Consider the following 25,052-nt stretch of genomic DNA (forward strand, 5'->3'; position numbering starts at 1 on the left):
GCGGGGACGGCCGGAGGTGGCGGCGGCGCCGTCAATGGCGGCGGCGTCACGCGCTCATGGAGCGTCCGTCCTCCAGGCGCCCGAGGGGGGCAGGGCGCGGGCGGCGGGCGGGGGCGGGGGTGCCGTGGGTCAGTGGACCTGGTGCAGGCCGATGAGGTTGCCGCAGGTGTCCTCGAAGGTGACGCTGCTCACCGGGCCGGTGCGGACGGGCTCGGAGGTGAAGACCACGCCGAGGGCCTTCATGCGGGCGTAGTCGGCGTGGATGTCGTCGGAGGCGAACGTCGTGGCGGGAATCCCGGCCTCGAACAGGCCCTGCTGGTACGTCTTGGCGATGGGGTTGCCGTTGGGTTCGAGCAGCAGCTCCACCCCCTCGGGGCCGGCGGGGGAGGCCACCGTGAGCCACCGCGCGTCGCCCACCGGGATGTCCTGCTTCTTCGCGAACCCCACGACGTCGGTGTAGAAGGCGAGAGCCTCGGCCTGGTCCTCGACGAAGACGCTCGCCACCGCGATTTTGATCATCTGGTTCTCCCGTTTCTCGAACTGTTCGGGGCAAGACTCGCATCACCTGCTTATATAAGTCAAGACTGAACTAGTGGGGGCGAGGAGGGGCGTCCGGTTGGAGCGAGGATGGAGGTATGCGTGCCGCCCGGTTGATCTCGCTCGTGCTGCTGCTCCAGTCGCGTGGGACGATGACCGCCGCCGAGCTCGCCAGGGAGCTGGAGGTGTCCGAGCGCACGGTCTCGCGCGACGTGCTGGCGCTGTCGGCCGCCGGGGTGCCGGTCTACGCCGACCGGGGCCGGCGGGGCGGGTACCGCCTGGTCGGCGGCTACCGCACCCGTCTCACCGGGCTGAGCCGCGCCGAGGCCGAGGCGCTGTTCCTGTCGGGGCTCACCGGGCCCAGCAGGGACATGGGGCTGGCGGACGCGGTCTCCTCGGCCCGGCTCAAGGTGCTCGCCGCCCTGCCGCCGGCCCTGCGCGACGCCTCGGCGCGGGCGGGCCAGCGGTTCCACCTGGACACCCCCGGCTGGTTCACCGGTACCGGGCCGCCCGACCTGCTGGCCGACCTGGCCCGGGCCGTCTGGCAGGACCAGGTCGTGGAGCTGCGTTACCGGCGCGGCCGCGAGGTGGTCCGCACGGTCAGCCCCTACGGCCTCGTGCTGAAGAACGGCGTCTGGTACGTCGTCGGCCAGGTGGGCGGGCAGTACCGCACCTACCGCGCCGACCGGGTCGCCGCCGTGACCCCGACCGGGGAGACGTTCGCGCGCGACGAGGGCTTCGACCTGGTCGGGTTCTGGGCGGCCGGGGTGGAGGGGTTCCTGGCGTCGCTGCTGACCGACGAGATCACCGTCCGGCTGACCCCCCGGGGCCTGCGCGCGCTGCCGTCCGTGGCCGGGCCCACGGCGGCCGGCCGCGCCCTGGCGGCGGCGGGTGAGCCCGACGGGCTCGGCCGGGTCGTCACCCGCCTGCCCGTCGAGTCCCTCGCCGTCGCCTACACCGTGCTGATGCACCTCGGCCCCGAGGCCGAGGCGCTGGACCCGCCGTCGCTGCGCGCCCAGCTCGCCGAGGCGGCGGCCCGGATGGCCGCCCAGTACGGTGGTCACCCGCCGGACACGTCCGGCGGGTGACCCGCCCTCCTCGACGGTCGTCGTCCGGGTGGCCGTGGCCCCGCCGGCGCGGGAGACACGCGGCCGGTCAGCGGTAGCCGGTGACGTCGGCGGGCTTGCCGGGGTCGGCGACCTCGGTGATGTACCGCCAGGCGTCGGGCCGGCTGCCGTCCACGTCGGTGAACCCGTACACCCGCGCCAGCGCGCCGCTGCTCAGCGACTGGCCGTTCCACCGTGCCCGGTCGGGGTCGGCGGCCAGCGCCACCACCGCCCGGCCGGTGAACGCGGGCGTCTCGGAGATGGCGAAGTGCGGGGTGGCGGCCGTGGCGTCCCGCCAGTTCTCCTCGGTGACCCCGTAGTGCTCCAGCATCATCTCCGACCGCAGCCACCCCGGCGTGAGCGCGACCGCCGTGCAGCCGTACTCGCGCAGCTCCTCGCCCAGGCCGTAGCCCATGCGGTTCACCGACGCCTTGGCGAGGTCGTAGAAGGCCGACAGCCGGTAGTTCCTGCTGTTGTACTCGGTGGTCCCGTCGGTGACCTCGACGTGCAGCCCGCCCGGCTCCCTGATCATCAGCGGCAGCAGGAAGTGGCCGGTGATGAGATGCGTGTCGACCGCCAGCCGCAGCAGCCGCAGCCCCCGGTCGAGCGGGTGCTGCCAGAGCTTGACGTTCCACTCGACGAGCCCGTCCCCGCCCCAGATGTCGTTCACCAGGACGTCGAGCCGCCCCTGCTCCCGGTCGACCCGCTCGGCCAGCGCCTTCACCTGCTCCGGCTCCAGGTGGTCCACCGGGACGGCGATCGCCCTGCCGCCGGCCGCCTCGATCAGCTCGGCGGTCTCCTCGATGGTCTCGGGCCGGTCCATCTCCGAGCGCCGTTCCCGCGTGCTGCGTCCGGTGACGTAGACGGTCGCGCCCGCGGCGCCGAGCTCCCTGGCGATCCCGCGTCCCGTCCCGCGCGTCCCGCCCGCGACCAGCGCGACCCTGCCGGTGAGTGTTCCCTGTGTCGACATCATGCGGACGATGCTGTCAGCGATACCAGACAGCGCATGTCGTGTTTTCCTGGGCTTTCCAGGTACTTGGCGGGAGATGCAAACCTTTGCGGTGACCTGGGGGGATCGGGAGGCGCGGCCAGGTGATTGCCGACAGTGACCGGGAATGAGGATGGTGCCGGCCCCCAGACGCAGGAAAGGCCGCTTCCCCGCCGGCACGAAGCAGCGGTGAACGGATGACCTTCACTCCAAGACAGCGGCGCGGACACGGGCTCCCCGCCGAGATGACGAGCTTCGTCGGACGGCGGCGCGAGCTGGCCGAGCTGAGGACGCTCCTTTCGAGGTCGCGGCTGGTCACCCTCACTGGTGTGGGCGGCGTCGGCAAGACCCGCCTGGCCTGCCGCTTCGCAGACGAGGTCAGGCGCGCGTTCCCGGGCGGCGTGTGGCTGGTCGAGCTGTCGGAACTGCGGGGTGACGGGCTCGTCCAGGCCCTGGCGGACGCGCTGGAGCTCGACGGCGACGCCCGGGCGCCGCTGGAGGCGATCGTCGACCACCTCGGGGACCGCAAGACCCTGCTCATCCTGGACAACTGCGAGCACGCGCTCAACGACTGCGCGGAGCTGGCCGGGGAGCTGCTCGCCGGCGTCCCGGAGCTGCGGCTCCTCGTCACCAGCAGGCAGGCGCTCGGCGTCGCCGGAGAGCAGACCCTGACCGTGCCGCCCCTGCCGGTGCCGGAAAGGGACCTGCCGGTGCCGTCCGCGTCCTCGCTCGCCGAGGTGGACGCCGTGCGGCTGTTCGTGGAGCGCGCCGCGGCCGTCCTGCCGGGGTTCTCGGTCACCGAGGCCAACCGAGAGGCGGTCGCGCGGATCTGCCGGCGCCTGGACGGCATCCCGCTGGCCATCGAACTGGCCGCGGTGCGGCTGCGCGCGCTGTCGGTCCAGCAGCTCCTCGACCGGCTCGACGACCGGTTCCGCCTGCTGACGGCCGGGTCGCGCGCGGTGCCGAGGCATCACCGCACGCTGCGCTCCATGGTCGACTGGAGCCACGACCTGTGCACCGAACCCGAACGGCTGCTGTGGGCGCGGGCCTCCTGCTTCTCCGGAGGGCTCGACCTGGAGGCCGCCGAGGCCGTGTGCTCGGGCGACGGCATCGCGCGCGAGGAGGTCATCGGCCTGGTCATCGGGCTGGTGGAGAAGTCCGTCCTGCTGCGCGAGGAGCATCCGTCGGGAGTGCGGTACCGGCTGCTGGAGACGATCCGGCGCTACGGCGCCGAACGGCTGGCGGAGTCGGGGCGGGAGGCCGAGCTGCGGCGGCGGCACCGCGTCCACTACGCGGGCCTGGCGCGCGAGGCGCGCGCGCACCTGTTCTCCGGCTCCCAGGTCGAGTGGGCGACCCGGCTGCGGCTGGAGCACGCCAACCTGCGGGCCGCGCTCCGCTCCTCCCTCGACGGACGGCCCGGCGAGGAGGACGGGCTGCGGATGGCCGCCGACCTGCTCTACCACTGGAAGACCAGCCACCACGTGCGGGAGGGACGCCGCTGGCTGGAGGAGGCGCTCGCCGTCTCCACCGAGGCGGGCGAGGCGCGTGCGCGTGCGCTGTGGGGCGACGGCTGGCTCGCGATCATCCAGGGTGACCTCCCGGGGGCCCTCGTCATGCTCCAGGAGAGCCGTGAGCTGGGCGAGAAGCTGGGCCTGGACGCCGACCTCGCGTACGTCGCCCTGTACTCGGGCATGGCGGCGATGTACCAGGGCGACGCCGAGGCGGCGGAGAAGCTCTACAAGGAGGCGCTGGCCGGGCACCGCGAGTGCGGCGACGAGGCCGGGACGGCCCTGACGCTGATCAGGCTGTGCCTCGTCTACTCCTACCTCGGCGACTCCGAGCGGGCGCTGCGCGTGGGCGAGGAGGCGCTTCGGATGTGCGAGGCGCGCGGGGAGGGCTGGCACCGGGCCTACGCGATGATGGCCCTCGGCGTCGAGGTCTGGCGGCGGGGCGACACGCTGCGCGCGGCCTTGCTGGAGAGGGAGAGCCTGCGGTTCAACCGCTCGCTGGGCGACTGGCTGGGCGCGGGGGTGAACCTGGAGGTGCTGGCGTGGGTCGCCGCCGGCGCGGGGGAGTACGAGCGCGCGGCGCGGCTGCTGGGGGCCCTGCGGAACATCTGGAAGTCGGCGGGCGCGCCTCTGTCGGGCTTCGGGCACCTGATGATCTACCACGGGGAGTGCCTGGCGACCGTCCGCCTGGCCATGGGCGAGGCGGCGCTGGGCGCCGCCGTCGAGCGCGGGGCGCGTCTCTCGCTGGACGAGGCGCTGGACTACGCCCTGAGCGACCGCGAGGCCGCGGTGGCGCCCGCAGGCGAGGCGCCGTCGCCGCTGACCCGCAGGGAGACGGAGATCGCGCAGTTGGTCGCGCGAGGGCTGAGCAACAAGGAGATCGCCGGGAGCCTGGTCATCGCGCAGCGCACGGCCGAGGGGCACATCGAGCACATCCTGGGCAAGCTGGGCTTCCACTCGCGGGCGCAGATCGCCGTCTGGGTGGGGGACCGGAACCGGGCCGCGAGCGCGCCGGGGGCGGCGGGGGCGGCGGAGCCCGGCTAGTAGGGGAGCGTCCGGCCCGAAGGCGTGCGCAGGTCCTGGGCGTCGTCCAGGTGGCGGCGCCGGGTCCTGCGCGGGCGCAGGCGGATCCGCCGGGGGCCGTCGGTGCGGCAGGGGTCGGAGCCGTCGGCCCGCACCGGGCGGCGGCGGGCGTTGTCCTGTGAGCTCTGGGTCATTGCCGGAAATCCGTTCTCAGGCGGCCGTGTCGGTGCCGGGGTGGTCGTCGGCGCCCGGCGCGCCGGCGCGCGCGGGGTCCGGCGCCTGCTCCTCGGCCGTCGTCCGGCCCTCGGTCCGGTGGCCGGCCGCGCAGGCGGCCGAGCAGTGGAGCTGGAACCAGACGACCTTGCCGGACGGCACGGGGTAGCAGCCCCAGGAGTCGGCGAGCGCCTGCACCATGCACATGCCGCGACCGCCCTCGTCGGCCTCGTCGGGCTGGCAGACCTGGGGCATGGCCGGGTTGGTGTCGACGACCTCGCAGCGCAGCGTGCCCTGCTCCAGGGTCAGGGTCAGCGTCCCTCCCCAGGCGTGGCGCATGGCGTTGGTGACCAGCTCGCTGACCAGCAGCTCCACCACATCGCCCTGGTCGCACGCCCCCCAGTCGGCCAGCCGCCCCCGCACCCGCTCGCGGATCTCCGGCACCGTGGTCGGCTCGGGGAGCAGGGGCCAGGACGCGGTGTGCTCGCGGTCCTCGGGCAGGACGCGCGGGATCAGGCGCAGGCCGCGCCGGGCCAGCGTCCGGGCGGTGAGGCGTACCAGGGTCATCTGGCTCACGCCGCGCATCCGTACGCGGCTCGGATGGGCGGGACGCTGCGCCCGTCGGGCAGGAGCTCGCCGGTGTCGTCGAAGACCACCACGCCGTTGCACAGCAGCCCCCACCCCTGCTCGGGGTGGAACGCCACCAGGCAGGCGGCCTCGTGGTCGACGGCGTCCGCGGGCGGGCACTCGGGTCGGTGATCGCACATCGCTCGTACCTTCAGATCCTCGGTTTGGTCGGGGTGCTCGCATGAACCTCTTTGCCAACACGTCGAGCATCTCCCGACCGCTGCATACCAAGTAACGGGATAATTACCCACATTGCTACCCATATGCCCCGAATGAGCACGAAATCTTTACCTACCAGGCATGGTGCGCATGTCCAAGAGCGGACAAACGAGGGTTTGGGTAAAGAAACGCGGCGCGTGTGCCCCGTCGGGGGGAGCGCACGCGCCGAGGAAGGCGGGCGGCCCGCCCGGGTGGCGCGGGACCGCCTGGAAGAGCCGCTACAGGGCCTGGAGGCCCTGGATCACCTCCCGGAGGATGCGCTCCTCGGGGAGCTGCGAGACCGTCGCCGGAGGCCGCACGGTGACGAGCTTCTGGTCGCGCAGGTCGCCCAGCAGGACGCGGACCACCCCCAGCGACAGGTCGCTCTCGGAGGCCAGGTCGACCACCGAGATCGGCCGGGCGCACATCTGCAGCAGGCGCGCGTGCTCCGGGCCGAGCCCGGCGCCCGGCACCGCGCCCGGGACCATCCTGACGATCGCCACCATGTCGAACGCGGGCCCGGTCGGCCGGGTGCGCCCGCGCGTGACGGTGTAGGGACGGATCAGGGGCCCGGCCTCGTGGTCCAGCCAGCGTTCCCCGTCGCTCATCGGGTGTCCCCCTCCCCTTCACGCGCGCGCTGCCAGCCGGCGCGGAACGAGGAGAACATATCGGGTGAGGGCCCGGTCGGCTCTTCGCCCGCGGATTCTCCCGCGCCGTTGGCCGCGCCGGGCCGGGGGCCGTTCACCGCGCCGGCCGCGTGCGAGGGCTCCCGCTCGGGGGAGCCCGGCCTGGCCGCGCCGCGCAGCTGGGGAGCGAGGTTGGCCTGGCGCACCCGGTGCGGGAGCCCGGCCGCGCGGCCCTCCCCCTTCGCGGGCTCGACGGCACCGGCGGCCCGGTTCCGCGGGCCGCCGGCCGTCGTGCCTTCCGTGCCCGGGGCGTCGGCCGGCGTCTCGCCGTCCGCGGGGGCGGGCACGGCGGCCCCGTGGCGGCCGGCGTTCCGCCGAAGGCGGCCCGACGGGGTGTCGTCGAGCACCGAGGCGCTGGAGTGCCGGCTCCCTGAGCCGTTCACGGCGGTGCCGGCGAGGCTCGGGTCCTGCGCCGTGCTCGCCCCCGCGTGCGTCCGGCCCGCCCCGTTGGCGGGCCCGCCGGCGCTCAGCGCGGGGGTCCCGTGCTTGGGGCCCGCCTCCAGGGCGGCGACCGGCTCGGCGGGGGGCTGCGGCGGGCCCGACGGCCGCACCAGGCCGTCGGGGATCAGCACGATCGCCGTCGTGCCGCCGTACGGCGACGGGCGGAGCGAGACGCGGATGCCGCGCCGCGCGGCCAGGCGGCCGACCACGAACAGCCCGAGCCGGTCGCTGTCGGCCAGGTCGAACTCGGGCGGGCGCGCCAGCCGCTGGTTGATGTCGGCCAGCTCCTCGGGGCTCATGCCGAGCCCGCGGTCCTCGACCTCGATGACGAAGCCCCGGGCCACCAGCTCGCCGCGCACCTCCACCTGGGTCTGCGGCGGCGAGTAGATCGTGGCGTTCTCGACCAGCTCGGCCAGCAGGTGGATGACGTCGGTGGTCGACTGCCCGGACAACGCCATGTTCTCGGGGATGGCGACGTGGACGCGCAGGTAGTCCTCGACCTCCTCCACGGCCGCGCGCACGACGTCGTACAGCGGCACGGGGTTGCGCCACCCGCGCCCCGGCACGGCGCCCGACAGGATGATGAGGCCCTCGGCGTGCCGGCGCATGCGCGTGGTCAGGTGGTCGATGCCGAACAGGTCCTCCAGCAGCTCGGGGTCGGTGACCCGCCGCTCCAGGGAGTCCAGCATCGAGAGCTGCCGGTGCAGCAGCGACTGGTTGCGGCGCGCGAGGTTGAGGAAGACCTTGTTGACACCCTTGCGGATCTCCGCCTGGCCGACGGCGGCCTCGATGGCGGTGGTCTGCACGGAGGTGAAGGCGTGCCCGACGCTGACGATCTCCTGCGTGGTGCCGGTAGTGATCGGAGGACTCTCCGCCGCCACGTCGACGTCCTCGCCCTCGCGCAGCCGTCGCACGACCGCGGGAAGCTTCTGCCGCGCCAGCTCCAGCGCGGCGCGCTGCAGCTCGACCAGCTCGGCGGTGATGCGCCGGCCGAAGCGGACGCTGACGAACAGCGACGCGGCCACCGCGACCAGGCCCAGGCCGGCCGCGACGCCGATCTGCCACAGCGTGCGGTTCGCGATCGGCGCGGCGCGCCCGGCGATGCGTTCGGAGGCGACGCCGGCCTGCCGGTCGAACAGGATGTTCAGGTTCTGCACCGTGGGCCCCCAGGAGCCGGCCGACCCGGGAAGGGGCCTGCCGGGCCGGACGTCCTTGGTGACCTGGTCCTCGATCGCGGCGTACCGCGCGAAGGCGGGGCTGGTCTGCAGGTCGAGGTAGGGCTGGCGCAGCTCGTCGTCCAGGAGCTGGAAGCCCATGTCGTACAGCAGGCGCCGCTTGGTCACCATCGCGGTGAACGCGGTGCGCTCCTCGCCGGTCATGACCCCGGCCGACACCACGCCGGCCAGCATCGAAGCCTGCTCGTTCATGAGGTCGCGGCTGCGGCCGATCAGCGTGATGGCGCGGGTGGGCTCGCCGAGCGAGGCGTCGTTGGAGAGCTGGATCTTGTCGTAGACCCTGTTCGCGGCGTCCGACATCAGCCGGTAGGCGTCCAGCGCGAGCAGCCGGGTGAAGCTGCGGGCGTCGACCCGCGCCCGGATCTCCGGGAGCCTGCGCATGACCGTGACGAACTCCTCGACGCGCCGCACCAGCGGGGCGCTGACGGACTCGCGGACGGCCGGGGTGAGCGCCAGCCTCTCGAGGTTGGCGCGCGCCTGGTCGGTCTTGACGCGCTGCTCCTCAAGGGCGGCGTGGTCGGCGCCGGTGGAGCCGAGGTACAGCAGGGAGAGGTAGCGCTCCTGCTGGATGTGCGTGGTCGCGGCGCGCGCCGGAACGATCATGTCGTCGTACACGGACTTGATCCGCAGCAGCTGGACACCGCTCTGGATCGTGATGGTCGCGGCGAAGGCCCAGATCCCCACGAGGGATACCAGTGGCACCAGTACCAGGGTCAGGATCTTGAACTTGATGGATCTCGTATGCCCGCCCATGAGACCTCGCAGGGGGTACCGCATTGTTACACGCGGGTTATTGGTGGCGAAACAGTACCAACGGTGAAGACGTGTAGGTAGTGCCTGTAAGTAACTAAACAGGTGCAGTTCAGAGTAGGTCCAGCGCTTTTGGGGTGGCGCGGACTGTCTGGTTGTCAGACAATATCTTTATGACAAACGTCATACCTAGTACCAATGGCCGGGGCCCGCTCGCCGTCGTCGCGGCCGCCGTCCTGTGGGGCACGGCCGGAACCGCGGGCACGCTGGCTCTGGCCGGTCCCGGCGATCCGGTCGCGCTCGCCGCGGCCCGGCTGGTCATCGGAGGTCTCGTCCTCCTCGTGGCCGCCGGCCCCGCCGTGCGGCGCCTGCCGGCGCGAGGCCACCGCACGGCGCTGCTCGCCGCCGCGGCCGCGGTCGCCGCGTACCAGCTCTGCTTCTTCGCCGCCGTCGGGCGCACGGGCGTCGCGGTGGGCACGGTGGTCGCCATCGGCAGCGGGCCCGTCTTCACCGGCCTGCTGTCCTGGCTGTACGACCGGCGAAGGCCGGGCCGCCGCTGGACGGTCGCGACCGCCGCCGCCGTGGCCGGCTGCGCCGCCCTGGTCTCCGGCGGCCAGGCCGTCGGCGTCGACCCCGCCGGGGTGCTGCTCGCGCTGGCCGGCGGGCTGCTCTACGCGTTCTACGCGGTCACCGCAGCCCGGGCGATCACCGCGGGGGCGCCGTCGGGCGCGGTCATGGGCGTGCTGTTCGGCGGCGCGGCGGCGCTCATGCTGCCGGTGCTGCTCTGGAGCGGCCCCGCGTGGCTCGCCGAGCCGCGCGGCCTGCTGACCGCCCTGTACCTCGGGTGCGCCACCACCGCGCTGGCCTACCACCTCTACGGTCGCGGTCTTCGCTCGACCCCGGTGGCGCGGGCGGCCACGCTAGCCCTGGCGGAGCCCGCCGTCGCCGCGCTGCTCGGCGTCGCGGTCCTGCACGAGCGGCTGACGGCCGTCTCCTGGGCGGGGCTGCTCCTGCTCGGCGCCGGCCTGGTCGCGGTGGCCGTCCCCGGCCGGCCGCGCCCGGAGTCCTCCCCTCCCGGGCCGCCGCCGGGGGACGGTGCCGGCTCCCCGTCCGAACCCGAGACCGGCCGGGCGCGACGCTCCGTCGCGAAGGGGGCACAATCGTCGGCGTGAAACTGCGTCCCGTCTCCACGGTCGACGCGCTCGCCGGAGAGCTGCGCCGGCGGGTGCTCTCCGGCGAGATCGCCCCCGGCACGGCCCTGCCCGAGCAGGAGCTCTCGGCGCTGTACGGCGTCGCGCGCCCGACCGTGCGCGAGGCCCTGGCCCTGCTCGTGCACGAAGGGCTGCTCCGGCGCGAGCGCAACCGCAGCGCGTACGTGCCCGAGGTCACCATCGCCGACCTGGACGACCTCATGTACGTCCGGCGCCCGCTGGAGGACCTGATGGCGGCCAGGCTCGCCGGCCGCCGGGTGGCGGCCGCCGACGCCGCGCTGGCCCGCATGGCGGCCCTGCCGCCCGAGGCGCCGTGGGCGGACGTCGTGGCCGAGCACATGGCCCTGCACGAGCAGCTCGTCCTCGCCGTGGGCAGCCCCCGGCTGGAGCGGCTGTACGCCGTGCTGGCCGCCGAGACGCGCCTGGGCCTGGTGCGGCTGCGCCGCGTCTACCCCAACAGGGAGACCCTGGTCGGGGAGCACCAAGCCCTGCTGGACGCCATCGCCGAGGGCCCGCCGGAGGCGGCGCGGCTGGCCGTGGCCGGTCATTTGGATCACACATGGGGCGCTGATTAGCGGACTCTCTTGCATGGAGTGCTCGTGAGTCGTCACAATCGCGCCCATGCACGGCAACTCAGTGCCGGATTCATATGTCTACGTCACCGAAGAGGGCGTCACCCGCCACTACGCCGACGGCAGTGTCGAGGCGCTCGCGTGGGAGGACGTCGTCGAGGTCCGCGTCGGCGGTCTCACCGAATCCGACATCCTGATCGTCCTGCTCGACCGCGACGGTGAGGGCTGCGTGGTGCCCCGCTCCGCCACCGACGCGACCTTTCTGACGAGGCTCCGCTACCTGCCGGAGTTCGACCTCGACCGGCTGAGCGAGGCGTTCACGACGGCCAAGCGCAGCTACGTGGTCGTGTGGCGCAGCCCCGACCCGCCGTCGCCGCTGCCCGACCTGGAGTACGACTAGCGGCCCGGCCCGGCGTCACTCCTCGCCCGCCTCCGCGTGCTCCGCGTGCTCCGGAAGCCCGTGGCGGCCGGCCCCCGCGCGGAAGCGCTCCACGTTCCCGGCGACGCCCGCCTGGAGCGAGAGCAGCCCGTGCCGCAGCTCCCCGCGCATGGCCTCCCGCTCGGGCAGCCCTTCCTGTTCCAGGACCGACAGGCGGTCGTTGCGCAGGCACGCCTGCGGCAGCGCGGCCAGCTCGGCCGCCAGCTCCTCGGCGACCCGCCTGGCCTCGCCCGGAGCCGCCACCCGGTCGACCAGGCCCATCCCCAGCGCCTCCGCCGTCCCCACGGGCCGGCCGGTGAGGATCATGTCCATGGCCCGTCCCGCGCCCACCAGCCGCGGCAGCCGCACGGTGCCGCCGTCGACGAGCGGGACGCCCCAGCGGCGGCAGAACACCCCGAACGTGGCGTCCCGCGCCGCCACCCGCAGGTCGCACCAGAGCGCCAGCTCCAGCCCGCCCGCGACGGCGTACCCCTCGACCGCGGCGATCACCGGCTTGGACAGCCGCATGCGGGTGGGGCCCATCGGCCCGTCGCCGTCCTCATCGACGCGGTTGCCGCGCTCGGTGCCGATGGCGTGCAGGTCGGCGCCGGAGCAGAAGGTGCCGCCCTCGCCCCACAGCACCGCGACGGCCGCGTCCGAGGCGTCGAACTCGCGGAAGGCGGCGGCCAGCGCCGCGGCGGTGGGCCCGTCGACCGCGTTGCGCACCGCGGGGCGCGACAGGACGACGGTGGTGACCGGGCCGGATCGTTCGCAGCGAATGCCAAACATGTACCGAATGTAGCTGTGAGGGGCTGCTACACAGGTTTGGACCGTTCCGTCAAGGAGGTGTCCGCAGCTCGATCTAGGCCGATTGTGGCCAATGCCGTTCTATATCGCGCATTAATAAAGATCTTTAGTATGTGAACGAGTTCTTACGTGTGGCGAGGTCCTTCGCGACATGTGTCAACCAAACGGACAGGTTGGCCGTCGTTTAGTTCACACGATCAGTGGGACGGCAGGGGTGGCATGAAGGTGGGGGTGGCGGAGCGCGGTACCGCGCTCCTCGATGCGGGGCCGCTGACCGCGTCGAGCATCTGGACGCGGTCGTACGTGCGGACCCTGCTGGCCGGCGACGTGGCGTGCGCCATGATCGCATGTGAGATCGTCATGGGCTTCCGGCTGTGGCTGGGAGCCTTCATTCCCTGGTCGGAGCTGCTCTTCGGGTTCGGGCTCGCCCTGGTGTGGCCGATGGCCATGGCCCTCGGCGGGGCGTACCGGGAGAAGAGCCACGGTGAGGGGAGCGAGGAGTTCCGCGGCGTATTCAACGGAGGCGTCGGCCTGACGGCCGCCGTCGCGATCGCCGCGTACACGACCCAGACCATGATCGCCCGAAGCTACGTGATGGCGATGCTGCCGCTGGCGACCGGCCTGACGCTGGTCTTCCGCCACCGGATGCGCAAGCGGCTGCACCGCCGCCGCGCCGACGGCGAGTACCTGCGGCGCGTCGTCGCCGTCGGCCACCGCACCGCGGTGCTCGACCTGGTCATGCAGTTCCGCCGCCAGCCGTACCACGGCATGCGGGTCGTCGCGGCGTGCGTGCCGCCCGGCCAGCACCCGGGCAACGGGCTGGACATCGACGGCGTCCCCGTCCTCGGCGACTTCGGCGACGTCGGGGCGGTGGCCGACCGGGCCTACGCGGACGCCGTCGCCGTGCTCGCCTGCCCGGAGCTGGACGGCGCCGCCCTGCGCCGCCTGGCGTGGAGCATCGAGACCAAGGGCACCGAGCTGTTCGTCGCGCCCGCGCTGATGGACGTCGCCGGGCCGCGCACGAGCATCCGCCCGGTGGCGGGCATGCCGCTGCTGCACGTGGAGCACCCCGAGTTCGACGGGGCGCGCCAGGTGGTCAAGAGCCTGTTCGACCGGCTGGTCGCGGCGGCGGCGCTCACCCTTCTCGCGCTCCCGATGACGGTGATCGCCGTGCTGGTGCGCTCCACCAGCGCCGGGCCGGCGCTGTTCACCCAGACCCGCGTGGGGCGCGCCGGGAACGAGTTCCAGGTCTTCAAGTTCCGCACGATGGTGCGCGACGCCGAGCGGCTGAAGGTCGGCCTGCTGGAGGGCAACGAGTTCGACGGCGTGCTCTTCAAGATGAGGAACGATCCACGCGTCACCCGGGTGGGCGGCCTGCTGCGCCGCTACTCGCTGGACGAGCTGCCGCAGCTCCTCAACGTCGTGCGCGGCGAGATGTCGCTGGTGGGCCCGCGCCCGCCGCTGCCCACGGAGGTCGCCCAGTACGGCACCGACGTGCGCAGGCGGCTGGTCGTCAAGCCGGGCATGACCGGCCTGTGGCAGGTCAGCGGCCGCTCCGACCTGTCGTGGGAGGAGTCGGTCCGCCTCGACCTGCGCTACGTCGAGAACTGGTCCCTCATCCTCGACCTGCAGATCCTGTGGAAGACGTGGTCCGCGGTGCTCCGCGGGGGAGGGGCCTACTAGTGAAGGCGCTCGTGCTCGCCGGAGGGTCCGGGACCCGGCTCCGGCCGATCACCCACACCTCCGCCAAGCAACTCGTCCCCGTCGCCAACAAACCGGTGCTGTTCTACGTGCTGGAGGCCATCGCCGCGACCGGCGTCACCGAGGTCGGCATGGTGGTCGGCTCGACCCAGGAGGAGATCGAGCGCGCCGTCGGCGACGGTTCGGCGTTCGGCCTGGAGGTCACCTACCTGCGGCAGGACGCCCCGCTCGGGCTGGCGCACGCGGTGCTGATCTCCCGCGAGTACCTCGGCGACGACGACTTCGTCATGTACCTCGGCGACAACTTCATCGTCGGCGGCATCGACCCCGTCGTGCGGCGCTTCCACGCCGACCGGCCGGCCGCGCAGATCATGCTGACCCGGGTCACCGACCCGCGGCAGTTCGGCGTGGCCGAGCTGGACGCGTCCGGGCGCGTGGTCGGGCTGGAGGAGAAGCCGCCCGCGCCCAAGAGCGACCTCGCCCTCGTCGGCGTCTACATCTTCACCCCGGCCGTGCACGACGCCGTGGCGGCGCTCAAGCCGTCCTGGCGCGGCGAGCTGGAGATCACCGACGCGATCCAGTGGCTCATCGACGCCGGGCGCCGGGTGGAGTCCACGGAGGTCTCCGGCTACTGGAAGGACACCGGGAACGTCACCGACATGCTGGAGGTCAACCGGCTCGTGCTGGAGGGCCTGGAGCAGCGGCTGGACGGCAAGGTCGCCGACGACTGCGAGATCATCGGCAGGGTCGTGGTCGAGGCCGGGGCCGAGGTGGCGGGCTCACGCATCGTCGGCCCGGTCATCGTCGGCGCCGGCGCGGTGATCCGCGACTCCTATGTCGGCCCGTTCACCTCGGTCGCCGAGAACTGCCACATCGCGGAAAGCGAGATCGAGTACTCGATCATGCTGCACCGCGCCTCCATCCACGGGGTCCGCCGCATCGAGGCCTCCCTGATCGGGCGCGACGTCGAGGTCACGCCCGCCCCCAACACCCCGAGGGCCCATCGGCTGGTGCTCGGCGATCACAGCAAGGTGCAGATCAGCTCATGAGGATTCTGGTCACCGGCGGCGCCGGTTTCATCGGATCGCACTATGTCCGCACGCTGCTCGGCGGAGGCTTCCCCGCGTACGCGGGCGCCGAGGTCACCGTGCTCGACCGTCTCACCTACGCGGGCAACCTCGCCAACCTGGAGCCGGTGGACGGCGGCTACACCTTCGTCCACGGCGATGTCTGCGACGCCGAGCTGCTGGCCGAGGTCGTCCCCGGCCACGACGTCGTGCTGAACTTCGCCGCCGAGTCGCACGTCGACCGGTCGATCGAGGGCCCCTCGGCCTTCGTGCGTACCAACGTGCTCGGCACCCAGACGGTCCTGCAGGCCTGCCTGGAGGCAGCCGTGCCCCGGGTCGTCCAGGTGTCGACCGACGAGGTGTACGGGTCGATCGAGCAGGGCTCCTGGGCCGAGGACGCCCCGCTGCTGCCCCGATCGCCGTACTCCGCCGCCAAGGCCGGGGGCGACCTGCTCGCCCGCGCCTACGCGGTGACCCACGGCCTGCCCGTCTCGATCACCCGCTGCGGCAACAACTACGGCCCGTACCAGTTCCCGGAGAAGGCCGTCCCGCTCTTCGTCACCAACATCCTCGAAGGGCGCGCGATCCCGATGTACGGGGACGGCGAGAACGTCCGCGACTGGGTGCACGTCGACGACCACTGCCGCGGCATCCAGCTCGTCGCCGAGCGCGGGGAGCCCGGCGAGGTCTACCACATCGCCGGCACGGCCGAGATGACCAACCTGGAGCTGATCGGGCACATCCTGGCCGAGCTGGACGCCGACTGGAGCACCGTCGAGCGGGTGCCCGACCGCAAGGGCCACGACCGGCGCTACTCCCTGGACGACTCCAAGCTGCGCGGCATGGGCTACGCCCCGGCGACCGGCTTCGAGGAGGGCATCGCCGCCACCGTGCGGTGGTACGCCGACAACCCCTCCTGGTGGAAGCCCCTCAAGGACGCCCCGTGACCCGCATCCTCGTCACCGGCGCCCGGGGCATGCTCGGCACGGCCCTGGTGGCCGCGCTGGAGGCCGAACGCGACGCCGAGGCGCCGTCCCCGGCCGCCGGCGACGGGTCCGCGGTGCGCATCTCACCCGACTGGCGCGGCTGCGACATCCTCGCCTTCGGCCGCGACCGGCTCGACCTCGGCGACCCGCAGGCCGTCGTCGAGACCGTGCACCGGGAGAAGCCCGACGTCGTCTTCAACTGCGCAGCCTGGACGGCCGTGGACGACGCCGAGGCCCGCGAGGGGGAGGCGCTGGCGGTCAACGGCACGGGCGCCCGCGCCCTGGCGTCGGCCTGCGCCGACCTGGGCACCCGCCTGGTGCACGTCTCCACCGACTACGTCTTCGACGGCACCACGCCCGCCCCGTACCCCGAGGACGCGCCGACCGCCCCGGTGAACGCCTACGGCCGCACCAAGCTCGCCGGCGAGCGCGCGGTGCTGGAACTGCTGCCGGACACCGGCTATGTCGTGCGCACCGCCTGGTTGTACGGCGGCGGCCCCGGGAGCGACTTCGTCCGCACGATGGTCAAGCTGGCCGGGGTGCGCGAGACGGTGAACGTCGTCGACGACCAGCGGGGCCAGCCCACCTGCACCCACGACCTGGCAGCCCAGCTCGTGCGCCTGGCCCGCGCGGAGGCGCCCCCCGGCGTCTACCACGGCACCAGCTCCGGCCAGACCACCTGGTACCACCTGGCCAGGGAGGTCTTCACGCTGCTGGGCGCCGACCCGGCCCGCGTACGCCCCACGACCTCGGCCGACTTCCCCCGCCCCGCCGCGCGCCCGGCCAACAGCGTCCTGGCCCACACCCGGTGGCACGAGGCGGGCCTGCCGGCGATGCGCGACTGGCGCGCCGCCCTGCGCGCCGCCTGGCCGCGGCTCACCTAGCGGTCGCCGCCCCGCCCGTCACGTCCGCCTGGCCGTAGCTCGCCTGGCGGTCACCGCCCCGCCCGTCACCGCCCGCCCTCCGGCGGGTGCCCGGCGGGCCGGGGCACCTCGCCCTGCTCGGCCGGCGGGCGGCTACCCGGCCGCTCCTGGCGCGGCGCCGGGCGGGCCGGCCGGGGGCAGGTCACCAGGTGTTGGTGCGGGACTCGATCACCACGATGTCCTCGTCGACGCGGTCGTCCTTGCGCCAGTCGGACGGGGCGCCCTCGCGGGCCTTGCCGTTGGGCGCGGGTTCCCGGGTGATCCCGTTGGAGGAGGGTGCCCCGGCGCCTCCGTTGGCCGACGGCTGCCTCGCGCTCCCGTTGGGGACGGTGTCGCGCCCGTTCGCCTTGGCGGACTCCCCGCCGGCCGTCTTCGCGGCGTTCTCCCGGCTCGTCGTGGCGACGCCCTGCCGGGGCGCGCCGTTCGCCACCGGGCCGGGCGCGCCCGCCCCGGGCGGGCGGGCGCCGGGCTTGGCCGCGCCCAGCAGCTCGCTGCGGTTGTAGACCGCGGTGGGTTCGTCGGGGTCGTCGTCCATCGCGACGAGCGGCCTCGGGCGGCGCCCCCGGTGGCGCTGGCCGGTGCCGGATGTGACCCGCTGCACGGTGGCGATGGGGTTGGTGGCCCGCAGGAAGGCGACCACCAGGGCCAGCAGGCTGCCCACGGCCAGGCCGATCGCGATGTTCCTCGGCAGCTTGCTCGGGGTCAGGCGGGCGGGGTTGGCCTCGTCGACGAACCGGACACCGCCGCCGTACTGGGTGAGGTCGATCTGGGCGTCGCTCTCCTTGAGCTGGAGCTGGACCACGACCTCGGCCAGCGAGTCGGCGAGCGCGCTGCCGGTGGCGGCCTGCTTGAGGTTCTTCTCGATGCCGGCGCGGGTGGCGCGGATGCTCTTGACGAGCTGCTCCTGCTCGCGCTTGGCCGCCGCGGAGGTGAGGTCCTGGTAGGCGGCGACCACCGAGTTGGCGATGCGCGCCGCGGTGGCGTCGGTGCGGGCGCTGGCGGTGACCTCCACGATGCCGCCGCTGGAGGCCGCCGACGCCTCCACCCCCTCGCGCAGCGTCTCGATGTCGACGGCCTGCCGGTACTTGGTCGCCAGGATCTCCTGGGCGCGCTCCAGGACGGGCGCCGACTGGGCGAACGCGGCCCGCTGGGAGGTGTAGGCGATGTAGCTGCTGTCGGACGAGACGCCCTGTCGCAGGAAGGAGGTGCTGCGCGGGTCGGTGACCGCGAACCGCGCGGTGGCGCTCACGCCGGCGAGGACCAGCACGGTCGCCATGCCCGCGACCACGCCGCACATCAGGATCACCAGGATCGATGACCAGCGGTAGCGCCAGACAGCCTCGATGAGCCCGACCTCGGGCCCGGCGTCCTCGTCCTTGACCTCCGCCACCAGCCTCGCTCCTCGCATAATGCCCGGCGAAGAGGATTCACCGTGCCTTTGCCTAGCATTTTAGTGCCGTAAGTGTGCTTGGGAACGGTCTCGGGGCCGGGTGATGACGAACCTTCACCTCACCTGCCGCCTTCGGCGACCGCCCCCGCGTCACCATGTGAATACGGTGTGTTCGGGGTATTTCCGAGGACCACCTGCAGGATTTCGGCGCGGTATCGCTCCAGCGTGAACCTGGCCTCGGCGTCGGCCCGGCCGCGCTCCGCCATGGCGACCGCTTCCGGCCAGTCGCGCAGCAGCGCCTCGACCGCGCCGGCCAGCGCGCCGGGGTCGCCGGGCGGGACGAGCACGCCGTTCACCCCGGGCTCGACGATCTCGCGCAACCCCTGCACCCCGCTCGCCACCACCGGGCGCCGCGCCAGCATGCCCTCCACCGCGACGTTGCCGAAGGGCTCCTCAAGGGAGGGCACCAGCACGATGTCGGCGTCGTCCATGAAAGGGGACACGGGATCCTGGAACCCCGCGAACACCACCCCCTCGGTCTCGGCGGCGAGCCCGCGCAGCTCGTCCTCGTACCACTCGTAGCCGGGGAAGACCGCGCCGACCAGCGTGAGCGTCACGTCGTGCCCCCGCCGCCGCAGCTCGGCCACCGCGCGGATCGCCACGTCGCCGCCCTTGCGCGGCGAGAGCCGCCCGACGAGCACCAGCCTCCCGGCGGGCTCGGCGCGCGCGGGGGAGGGGGTCTCCGGCGCCGGAACCCCGTTGTAGACGACCGTGCCGCGCCGCGCGGGAACGCCGCCGTCGGTCAGCGTGGCAAGGCAGGCGCCGCTGTTGGCGATGGTGTGGTGCGCGAACCGCGCCGGCAGCACGAGCAGCCGCCGCAGCAGCCGGGGGCCGCCCTGCTCGGCCTCGTGCGCGTGGCAGACCACCCGCACCCGCGCCAGCCGGGCCGCCGCGATCCAGAAGGGGATGGTGATGGTGTTGACGTACACGGCCGACGGGCGCGCCCGGCGCAGCCAGGCGACCATCCTCGGCAGCGTGACCACGACCGCGCCGGCGAGCCGCACCAGGCCCGCCGGGCGCAGGAGGGCCTTGCGCAGCACCGGTGTCGGCATGATCACGACCTCGGCGCCCAGCGGCCGCAGCCGCTCGGTCAGCGGCCCGTCCGCGGGCAGCACCACCGTGACCTCGGCCGTCTCCGTCAACGCCCGCACCGACTCGATCAACATCCGGTCGGAACCGTAGAGATCTGGTGACGGATGGGCGATGACCACCCGCTGCACGCTCAAGTAAGGCCGCCTTTCGATATTCTTACTGCGAATATGGCCGTTAGTTGTGTTCCGGAGGATTCGGTAATGTTACAGAAACACGCCGTGCATAGGAGACCCGCGTGCGTATCGCGATGATTGGCACCAGAGGCGTCCCGGCACGTTATGGGGGCTTCGAAACGGCGGTCGAGGAAATCGGCGCGCGCTTGGTAGACGCGGGACACCGCGTTCAGGTTTACTGCCGCGGCGCGGAAGAACCGCTCCGTGAATACAAGGGCATGCGGCTGGTGCACCTTCCGGCCGTGCGGCACAAGGCGCTGGAGACGCTCAGCCACACCGCGCTCTCGGTGGGTCACCTGCTCGCCCGCCGCACCGACGTCGCCCTGGTCTTCAACGCGGCCAACTCCCCCCTGCTGCCGGTGATCCGCGCGGCGCGCATCCCGGTGGCCACCCACGTCGACGGGCTGGAGTGGAAGCGGGACAAGTGGAACGGCGCCGGCCGCCGCTACTACCTCGCCGCCGAGAGGTTCTCGGTGCGGTGGTCACAGGCGATCATCGCCGACGCCGTCGCCATCCAGGACTACTACCGGGAACGTTACAAAACCGGAAGCGTGATGATCCCGTACGGGGCGCCCATCCAGGAGGCGGCCGACACCGCGCTTCTGGAGCGGTCCGGGTACGAGCCCGGCCGCTTCCACCTGGTGGTGGCCCGCTTCGAGCCGGAGAACCACGTCGCCGAGATCGTCGCCGGGTACGCGAGGAGCCGGGCCGAGTACCCGCTGGTCGTGGTGGGCTCGGCCCCCTACGCCGCCGAGTACACCCGGCGGATCCGGGAGATCGCCGACGCCGACCCGCGCATCACGCTGGCCGGAGCCGTGTGGGACCAGGCCCTGCTCGACGCGCTGTACGCCGGGTGCGCCTCCTACCTGCACGGGCACTCGGTCGGCGGCACCAACCCGTCCCTGCTGCGCGCGATGGGCGCGGGCGCCCCGGTGATCTCCTACGACGTCGTGTTCACCCGCGAGGTCCTCGGCGGCACCGGCCTGTTCTTCGAGGACGAGGCGGGGCTCGCCGAGATCCTGGAGATGGCCGAGAAGCGACGCGAGGAGGAGACCGCCCGCGGCGCGGCGGCCCGGGAGCGTGCCAGGACCGCCTACACCTGGGACGACGTCGCCGCCCGGTACGAACGCCTGTGCCACGACCTGGCCGCCGGGCGCTCCCCGGCCCAGGGCTGACGCCGGTGTCCGGCCGGGCGGGACGCCTGCGCGCAATCCTCACCTCGGCCGGCGGTTCGGTCGCGACCCAGCTCGTCACCGCGCTCGCCAGCCTCCTGCTGCAGCTCGTCGCGGCCAGGGAGCTGGGCGCGGACGGCTTCGCCGGGTTCACCCTGCTGCTGGCCACCCTCGTCGTGGTGACCACGCTGCACACCGCCTGGGTGGGCGACTCGCTGACCGTTCTCGACCGCTTCGACCCCCGCGTCCGATCCGCGCTCGGCGTCTCGCTGCTGTCCAGCCTGGCGCTGGGCGCGGTCGCCGGCACGGTGCTGGCCGTGGCGTTCGGCGCGGCCGGCGGGCCCGGCGCCCTGCTGTTCGGGGCGCTGGTCGTGGTGTGGCTGGTGGAGGACACCTGCCGGCGCGTCCTGGCCGCGCGCATGGAGTTCGGGCGGCTCGCCGCGAACGCCACCCTCGACATGGCGGTGGCGTTCGCCGTGCTGGGCGGGTTCTGGCTCACGGGCCCGCCCCGCCTGGAGACGATGCTCGCCGCCATGTGCGCGGGCTCGCTCGCCGGGGTCGCGCACGCCGTCGCCCTGCTGCCCCGCGAGGAGCTGGCCTGGCCGGGGCTGCGCGGCGCCGACGTGCGCGGGGTCGCCTCGTTCGCCACCTGGAGGGCGGCGCAGGCCGGGCTGCGCCCGTTGACGCTGATGCTGGCCCGGGTCGCGATCGCCGCCATGGTGTCCGGCGCGGCCCTGGCCGCGACCGAGGGCGCCCGCCTGCTGCTCGCGCCGGTGCTCACCCTGGTCAACGGGGTAGGGGCGTTCCTGCTGCCGCGCATGGTGCGCGCCCGCGAGAGCGGCCTGCCGCTGCGGCTGCGCCCGGCGCTGGCGGCCTCGGTCACGTTGACCGCGGTGACCGCGTTCGGCGGGGCGGTGGCGGTGGTGGCGGCCGATCCACTCGAACCCTTCGTGACAGGCGGGAACTTCACGATCGCCCCGGTCACGGTCGCGGGCTGGGCCGCCTACGCGGTCAGCCTGGCGGTGACGCTGCCGATCAGCATGCTCGCCACGGCTTACCGCCACTCCCGGCTGGTGTTCACGGTACGACTGATCGAATCACTGGTGGGCATGGGAGCTCTGCTCGTGTTGCTCGCGTTGCGGCCGGATCTGTGGGAACTGGCACCGTTCTGCATCGGCGCGGGTGGTGTGGTGACATCTGTGATCCTGGTCCTGCGGCTGCGCGTCCTCCGAGGACGTGCTTCCCCTTCAACGCCGGAAAGAGTGAGCCATGCGGCCCAGATTGATGGTTAGCGTCCTAGTCGTAGCGGGGCTCAGCACCATGGGCGCGGCCAGGGCCCCGTCCGAGCAGCCCACCCCGCCGGCGTCCGCCGCCACGCCCTCGGCGATGCCCGTGTCGTCCTGGCGGCAGGCGTTCACCTTCGCCGACCAGCGGGTGGACGAGTCCAGCGGCCTCGTGGCCAGTCGCGCGCATCCTGGCGCCGTCTGGACGGTGAACGACGGCCAGGGCCCGGTGCGGCTCTTCGCGGTCGATTCGGGCGGGCGCACGCGGGCGGTGGTGACCCTCGACGGCGTCGAGGGCGTCGACCCCGAGGCGCTGGGCGGCGCCGTGGGGCAGGACGGTAAGAGCTATCTGTACGTGGGCGACATCGGGGGCAACCCCGTGCCCCGGCCCGACGGCGTGGTCGTGTACCGGCTGGCAGAACCCGCCACGCTGGCGGATGCCAGGGTCAAGGCGACCGCGTACCGCCTGACCTACCCCGACGGGCAGCACGACGCCGAGAGCCTTCTGGTGAACCCGCGCAGCGGCCAGCTCTTCGTGATGACGAAGACGGCCAAGGGGGGCGCACTCTACCGTGCTCCCGCACGGCTGTCCGAGAGCCGGCCCAACATGCTGACCCTCGTGCGTGACTCGCCCTACGTGATCAGCGACGGGCTGATTCTGCCCGACGGCCGCCTGCTGCTGCGGGGGTACAACAAGGCGCGCGTCTGGAAGGACCTCGACGCGGCGGCGCCCGAGCTGACGCTCGACCTTCCCCAGCAGCGGCAGGGAGAGGGCGTCGCCGTCACGGCCGACGGCCGCGGGCTGTTGATCTCCAGTGAGGGTGCGCTGTCGCCGGTGTGGCGGATGGATCTCCCCGCGACGCGGGACGAGGTCCGAGAGGAACGTCCGGCGGTCACCGCGGTGGCGGAGACGGACTCCTTCCCGACGACGGGCATGCTGTGGGGAGTGGGAGGAGGGCTCGCCCTGACGCTGCTGGCCGCCGGCCTGGTCGTCGCGGTGCGGGCCGAGGGCCGCACCTGATGGCCGGTCGCTACCTGGCCTATCCGCCGGGGCGGGGCAACGTCCTGATCCCCGCGGGCGACCGCAGGTCCGCCGCCGCCGGGCTGTCGCTGGTGACGCTGTCCAAGCCGCTGCCGCTGGCGGCACAGCTCGTCCTGCACGCCGCCACGCGCGCGCTCGGGCCACGGGTGCTGCCCGGACGGCGCAGAGAATGGCGTCCACCGGTGGAGGAAGGGGCCTGGGCGGCGATCAGCGCGCGGGTCGCCGCGCTCACCGGCCCTTTCGACGGCACGGCGGGCTACCTGCGTCCCCAGGCCTCCCGGGCCGGCGGGGCGGCCCTGCTGCTCCTTCGCGCCGGCCGTCCCATCGGGTTCCTGAAGGTGCGCGAGTCGCCGGCCGAGCTGGAGCGGGAGGCCGCGGCTCTGGCGGCCTTCGAGCCCGGGGACGACGTCGGGTTTCGCGTGCCCGGCGTGCTGGGCTCGGGCTCGGTGGGGCAGCTGTGGTGGCTGCTGCTGTCGCCGATGGAGCCGGTGCCCGCCAGGCCGGTGCGTGAGGTCGCGGTGGAGAGGCTCGCCGCGAACATCGGCTCCCGCCTGGCGCGCCGCCTGGCGCGCCCGCCCGGTGTGCCCGAGCACTGGCAGCCCATGCACGGCGACCTCACCCCGTGGAACCTCCGGCACACCCGCGGCCGGGTGCCCTGGCTGATCGACTGGGAGGACGCCGGTTACGCGCCGCCACACGCCGACGAGGTGTACTACCTGGCCACCCGCCTCGCCGTGTACGGCGGCCGCCCGCCGGCGCGGGCCTACGGGGAGGCCGCGGGCTACTGGCACGAGCGGGTGAGCCGCCGGGCGTCCGAGGACCGGGAGCTCACCCGGCGGCTGCTCGCGGCCCTTGCCGCGCTGGAGGGCTAGGGCTTCGCCCAGTCGGGGAACGAGCGGCCGAGCAGGGCCTCCAGGTCGGCGTTGTGCGACGCGAAGTGCTCGGTCAGCCGCCGCCTGACCTCCGGGGACAGCTCCGCCTTGGGGGCCGGGTTCCACACCTTGCCCGCGGCGGGCAGCGGCGCGGGCGGCAGCCCGAGGAACGTCGCCACCGAGTCACACACCCGCTGTTGGTCGCTGTAGAACTCCTCGCTCGTGACGACGTGGAACCGCTCGGCGGGGAAGTGGTCGAGCCAGCGCCGCAGGCCCACGGCGTACTCGCTCTGCGCCACGTACGACTGGTGCTCGTGGGCATAGCTGTAGTAGCCGGGGTCGGTGACCAGGCGTGCCTCTTCCCCCCGGGTGCGCTGGGGCTCGGCGTCCAACGCCTCCTCGAACGACAGCGTCTCGGCGCCGCCGCGCACCCGCTCACGGTAGTGCGAGAAGGTCCGCTCCACCGGATCCCGAAGAATCAGCAGGATGCGAGCGTTTGGCACGTTCTCATAAGCGCGCCGCGCGGCAAGCGGGTGGTGCAGGTAGTACGGGGAGCCCTCGCCGACGACCACGGAACCGCCGGCGCGGCGGGCGGCCCGTGACCGGGTGACCCGGCTGGGCAGGTGCGACCGGTACCACCGCATGCCCCGGGTGTAGTTGCTGTCGAAGAAGTGCACCCCCTTGGTGTGGTTCGCCTTGGGGAGCAGCCCGGCCGCGGGGAACAGGGGAATGATTCTCGGATGGTCGAGCAGCGCGTAGTACAGCGACGTCGACCCGCCGCGCTTGGCGCCGATGAGCAGGAAATCCGGATCGGGCCGCACACCGGCCGTCGCCATTCCGTACGTGCGGAACGCCCGGCGGCCCACTTCCAGAACCTGTCCCGGTAAGACGTCTCGTGCGCTCATATGTGCCTGCTCCTCATTGCAAGGTCGGTGATGTGCACTGCTTGGCCGTATTCTGATGGCGGCCGG

At 73.3% G+C, this 25,052-nt stretch carries 24 protein-coding genes; 13 read left to right on the forward strand and 11 right to left on the reverse strand.

Features of this window, described 5'->3' with window-relative positions; all coding sequences use genetic code 11:
- Positions 1-129 precede the first annotated feature (129 nt).
- Entirely contained in the window at positions 130-519 is a 390-nt protein-coding gene (locus PYR91_RS26115; protein WP_279783761.1) for a VOC family protein, read from the reverse strand.
- Positions 520-635: 116 nt separating this feature from the next.
- Here PYR91_RS26115 and PYR91_RS26120 point away from each other — a divergent pair, with 116 nt between their 5' ends.
- Positions 636-1,625, forward strand: coding sequence for a YafY family protein (locus tag PYR91_RS26120; protein WP_279783763.1), 990 nt, complete (start codon positions 636-638; stop codon positions 1,623-1,625).
- Between the two features lie 67 nt (positions 1,626-1,692).
- Here the strand turns inward: PYR91_RS26120 and PYR91_RS26125 are convergent, their stop codons facing one another.
- A complete protein-coding gene (locus tag PYR91_RS26125; protein WP_279783920.1) occupies positions 1,693-2,613 on the reverse strand; it encodes an SDR family oxidoreductase in 921 nt (306 codons plus the stop codon).
- A 215-nt stretch (positions 2,614-2,828) separates the two neighbouring features.
- Here PYR91_RS26125 and PYR91_RS26130 point away from each other — a divergent pair, with 215 nt between their 5' ends.
- The gene (locus PYR91_RS26130) at positions 2,829-5,183 is read left to right on the forward strand and encodes a LuxR C-terminal-related transcriptional regulator (RefSeq protein WP_279783765.1); all 2,355 of its coding nucleotides are present in this window, start codon (positions 2,829-2,831) and stop codon (positions 5,181-5,183) included.
- Here PYR91_RS26130 and PYR91_RS26135 read toward each other — a convergent pair.
- From PYR91_RS26135 to PYR91_RS26155, 5 genes are all read right to left on the reverse strand, one after another.
- Entirely contained in the window at positions 5,180-5,356 is a 177-nt protein-coding gene (locus tag PYR91_RS26135) for a hypothetical protein (RefSeq protein WP_279783767.1), read from the reverse strand. The genes PYR91_RS26130 and PYR91_RS26135 overlap by 4 nt on opposite strands.
- 16 nt (positions 5,357-5,372) lie before the next feature.
- Positions 5,373-5,942, reverse strand: coding sequence for an ATP-binding protein (locus PYR91_RS26140; RefSeq protein ID WP_279783922.1), 570 nt, complete (start codon positions 5,940-5,942; stop codon positions 5,373-5,375).
- 5 nt (positions 5,943-5,947) lie between these two features.
- Positions 5,948-6,142, reverse strand: a complete 195-nt coding sequence (locus tag PYR91_RS26145; RefSeq protein WP_279783770.1) for a DUF5999 family protein — start codon at positions 6,140-6,142, stop codon at positions 5,948-5,950.
- A gap of 297 nt (positions 6,143-6,439) precedes the next feature.
- Positions 6,440-6,808: a DUF742 domain-containing protein gene (locus PYR91_RS26150; RefSeq protein ID WP_279783772.1), complete on the reverse strand. Its 369-nt coding sequence runs from the start codon at positions 6,806-6,808 to the stop codon at positions 6,440-6,442.
- Positions 6,805-9,264 (reverse strand): nitrate- and nitrite sensing domain-containing protein, encoded by a 2,460-nt coding sequence (locus tag PYR91_RS26155; RefSeq protein ID WP_279783773.1) that lies wholly within the window; start codon positions 9,262-9,264, stop codon positions 6,805-6,807. Before PYR91_RS26155 ends, PYR91_RS26150 begins: the two co-directional genes overlap by 4 nt.
- A 221-nt stretch (positions 9,265-9,485) precedes the next feature.
- Between PYR91_RS26155 and PYR91_RS26160 the strand changes: the two genes are divergently transcribed.
- The 3 genes from PYR91_RS26160 to PYR91_RS26170 are packed head-to-tail and all read left to right on the forward strand — an operon-like array spanning position 9,486 to position 11,495.
- On the forward strand, positions 9,486-10,484 hold the full coding sequence (locus PYR91_RS26160; protein ID WP_279783775.1) for an EamA family transporter: 999 nt from the start codon (positions 9,486-9,488) through the stop codon (positions 10,482-10,484).
- Positions 10,481-11,098, forward strand: coding sequence for a GntR family transcriptional regulator (locus PYR91_RS26165; protein WP_279783777.1), 618 nt, complete (start codon positions 10,481-10,483; stop codon positions 11,096-11,098). Before PYR91_RS26160 ends, PYR91_RS26165 begins: the two co-directional genes overlap by 4 nt.
- A gap of 46 nt (positions 11,099-11,144) precedes the next feature.
- A complete protein-coding gene (locus tag PYR91_RS26170; protein ID WP_279783779.1) occupies positions 11,145-11,495 on the forward strand; it encodes a hypothetical protein in 351 nt (116 codons plus the stop codon).
- A 15-nt stretch (positions 11,496-11,510) separates the two neighbouring features.
- Here the strand turns inward: PYR91_RS26170 and PYR91_RS26175 are convergent, their stop codons facing one another.
- On the reverse strand, positions 11,511-12,302 hold the full coding sequence (locus PYR91_RS26175) for a crotonase/enoyl-CoA hydratase family protein (RefSeq protein WP_279783781.1): 792 nt from the start codon (positions 12,300-12,302) through the stop codon (positions 11,511-11,513).
- A 237-nt stretch (positions 12,303-12,539) separates the two neighbouring features.
- Here PYR91_RS26175 and PYR91_RS26180 point away from each other — a divergent pair, with 237 nt between their 5' ends.
- Genes PYR91_RS26180 through rfbD form a run of 4 tightly spaced genes read left to right on the forward strand, consistent with a single transcriptional unit; the run spans position 12,540 to position 16,958 of the window.
- Positions 12,540-14,003: a sugar transferase gene (locus tag PYR91_RS26180; RefSeq protein WP_279783782.1), complete on the forward strand. Its 1,464-nt coding sequence runs from the start codon at positions 12,540-12,542 to the stop codon at positions 14,001-14,003.
- Positions 14,003-15,070, forward strand: a complete 1,068-nt coding sequence (locus PYR91_RS26185; protein WP_279783784.1) for a glucose-1-phosphate thymidylyltransferase — start codon at positions 14,003-14,005, stop codon at positions 15,068-15,070. The genes PYR91_RS26180 and PYR91_RS26185 overlap by 1 nt, the downstream gene beginning before the upstream one ends.
- The gene (gene rfbB / locus PYR91_RS26190; protein WP_279783786.1) at positions 15,067-16,035 is read left to right on the forward strand and encodes a dTDP-glucose 4,6-dehydratase; all 969 of its coding nucleotides are present in this window, start codon (positions 15,067-15,069) and stop codon (positions 16,033-16,035) included. Before PYR91_RS26185 ends, rfbB begins: the two co-directional genes overlap by 4 nt.
- On the forward strand, positions 16,032-16,958 hold the full coding sequence (gene rfbD / locus PYR91_RS26195; protein ID WP_279783788.1) for a dTDP-4-dehydrorhamnose reductase: 927 nt from the start codon (positions 16,032-16,034) through the stop codon (positions 16,956-16,958). The genes rfbB and rfbD overlap by 4 nt, the downstream gene beginning before the upstream one ends.
- 181 nt (positions 16,959-17,139) lie before the next feature.
- Here rfbD and PYR91_RS26200 read toward each other — a convergent pair whose 3' ends face one another.
- Complete coding sequence (locus tag PYR91_RS26200) at positions 17,140-18,387, reverse strand: hypothetical protein (RefSeq protein WP_279783790.1); 1,248 nt, start codon at positions 18,385-18,387, stop codon at positions 17,140-17,142.
- Positions 18,388-18,506: 119 nt separating this feature from the next.
- Positions 18,507-19,667 carry a glycosyltransferase family 4 protein gene (locus tag PYR91_RS26205; RefSeq protein ID WP_279783923.1) on the reverse strand — a complete coding sequence of 387 codons (1,161 nt, stop codon included), beginning with the start codon at positions 19,665-19,667 and terminating at the stop codon, positions 18,507-18,509.
- Positions 19,668-19,786: 119 nt separating this feature from the next.
- Here PYR91_RS26205 and PYR91_RS26210 point away from each other — a divergent pair, with 119 nt between their 5' ends.
- Genes PYR91_RS26210 through PYR91_RS26225 form a run of 4 tightly spaced genes read left to right on the forward strand, consistent with a single transcriptional unit; the run spans position 19,787 to position 24,081 of the window.
- On the forward strand, positions 19,787-20,887 hold the full coding sequence (locus PYR91_RS26210) for a DUF1972 domain-containing protein (protein ID WP_279783791.1): 1,101 nt from the start codon (positions 19,787-19,789) through the stop codon (positions 20,885-20,887).
- Complete coding sequence (locus PYR91_RS26215) at positions 20,845-22,176, forward strand: hypothetical protein (RefSeq protein WP_279783793.1); 1,332 nt, start codon at positions 20,845-20,847, stop codon at positions 22,174-22,176. Before PYR91_RS26210 ends, PYR91_RS26215 begins: the two co-directional genes overlap by 43 nt.
- Entirely contained in the window at positions 22,154-23,188 is a 1,035-nt protein-coding gene (locus tag PYR91_RS26220) for a hypothetical protein (RefSeq protein WP_279783795.1), read from the forward strand. The genes PYR91_RS26215 and PYR91_RS26220 overlap by 23 nt, the downstream gene beginning before the upstream one ends.
- Positions 23,188-24,081 carry a phosphotransferase gene (locus PYR91_RS26225; protein ID WP_279783797.1) on the forward strand — a complete coding sequence of 298 codons (894 nt, stop codon included), beginning with the start codon at positions 23,188-23,190 and terminating at the stop codon, positions 24,079-24,081. Before PYR91_RS26220 ends, PYR91_RS26225 begins: the two co-directional genes overlap by 1 nt.
- On the opposite strand, the gene PYR91_RS26230 is transcribed toward PYR91_RS26225, so the two are convergent.
- On the reverse strand, positions 24,078-24,986 hold the full coding sequence (locus tag PYR91_RS26230; protein WP_279783799.1) for a sulfotransferase: 909 nt from the start codon (positions 24,984-24,986) through the stop codon (positions 24,078-24,080). The genes PYR91_RS26225 and PYR91_RS26230 overlap by 4 nt on opposite strands.
- Positions 24,987-25,052 lie beyond the last annotated feature (66 nt).

The organism is Sphaerisporangium sp. TRM90804 (assembly GCF_029846175.1).
In the GTDB taxonomy this organism is placed as follows: Bacteria; Actinomycetota; Actinomycetes; order Streptosporangiales; family Streptosporangiaceae; genus Sphaerisporangium.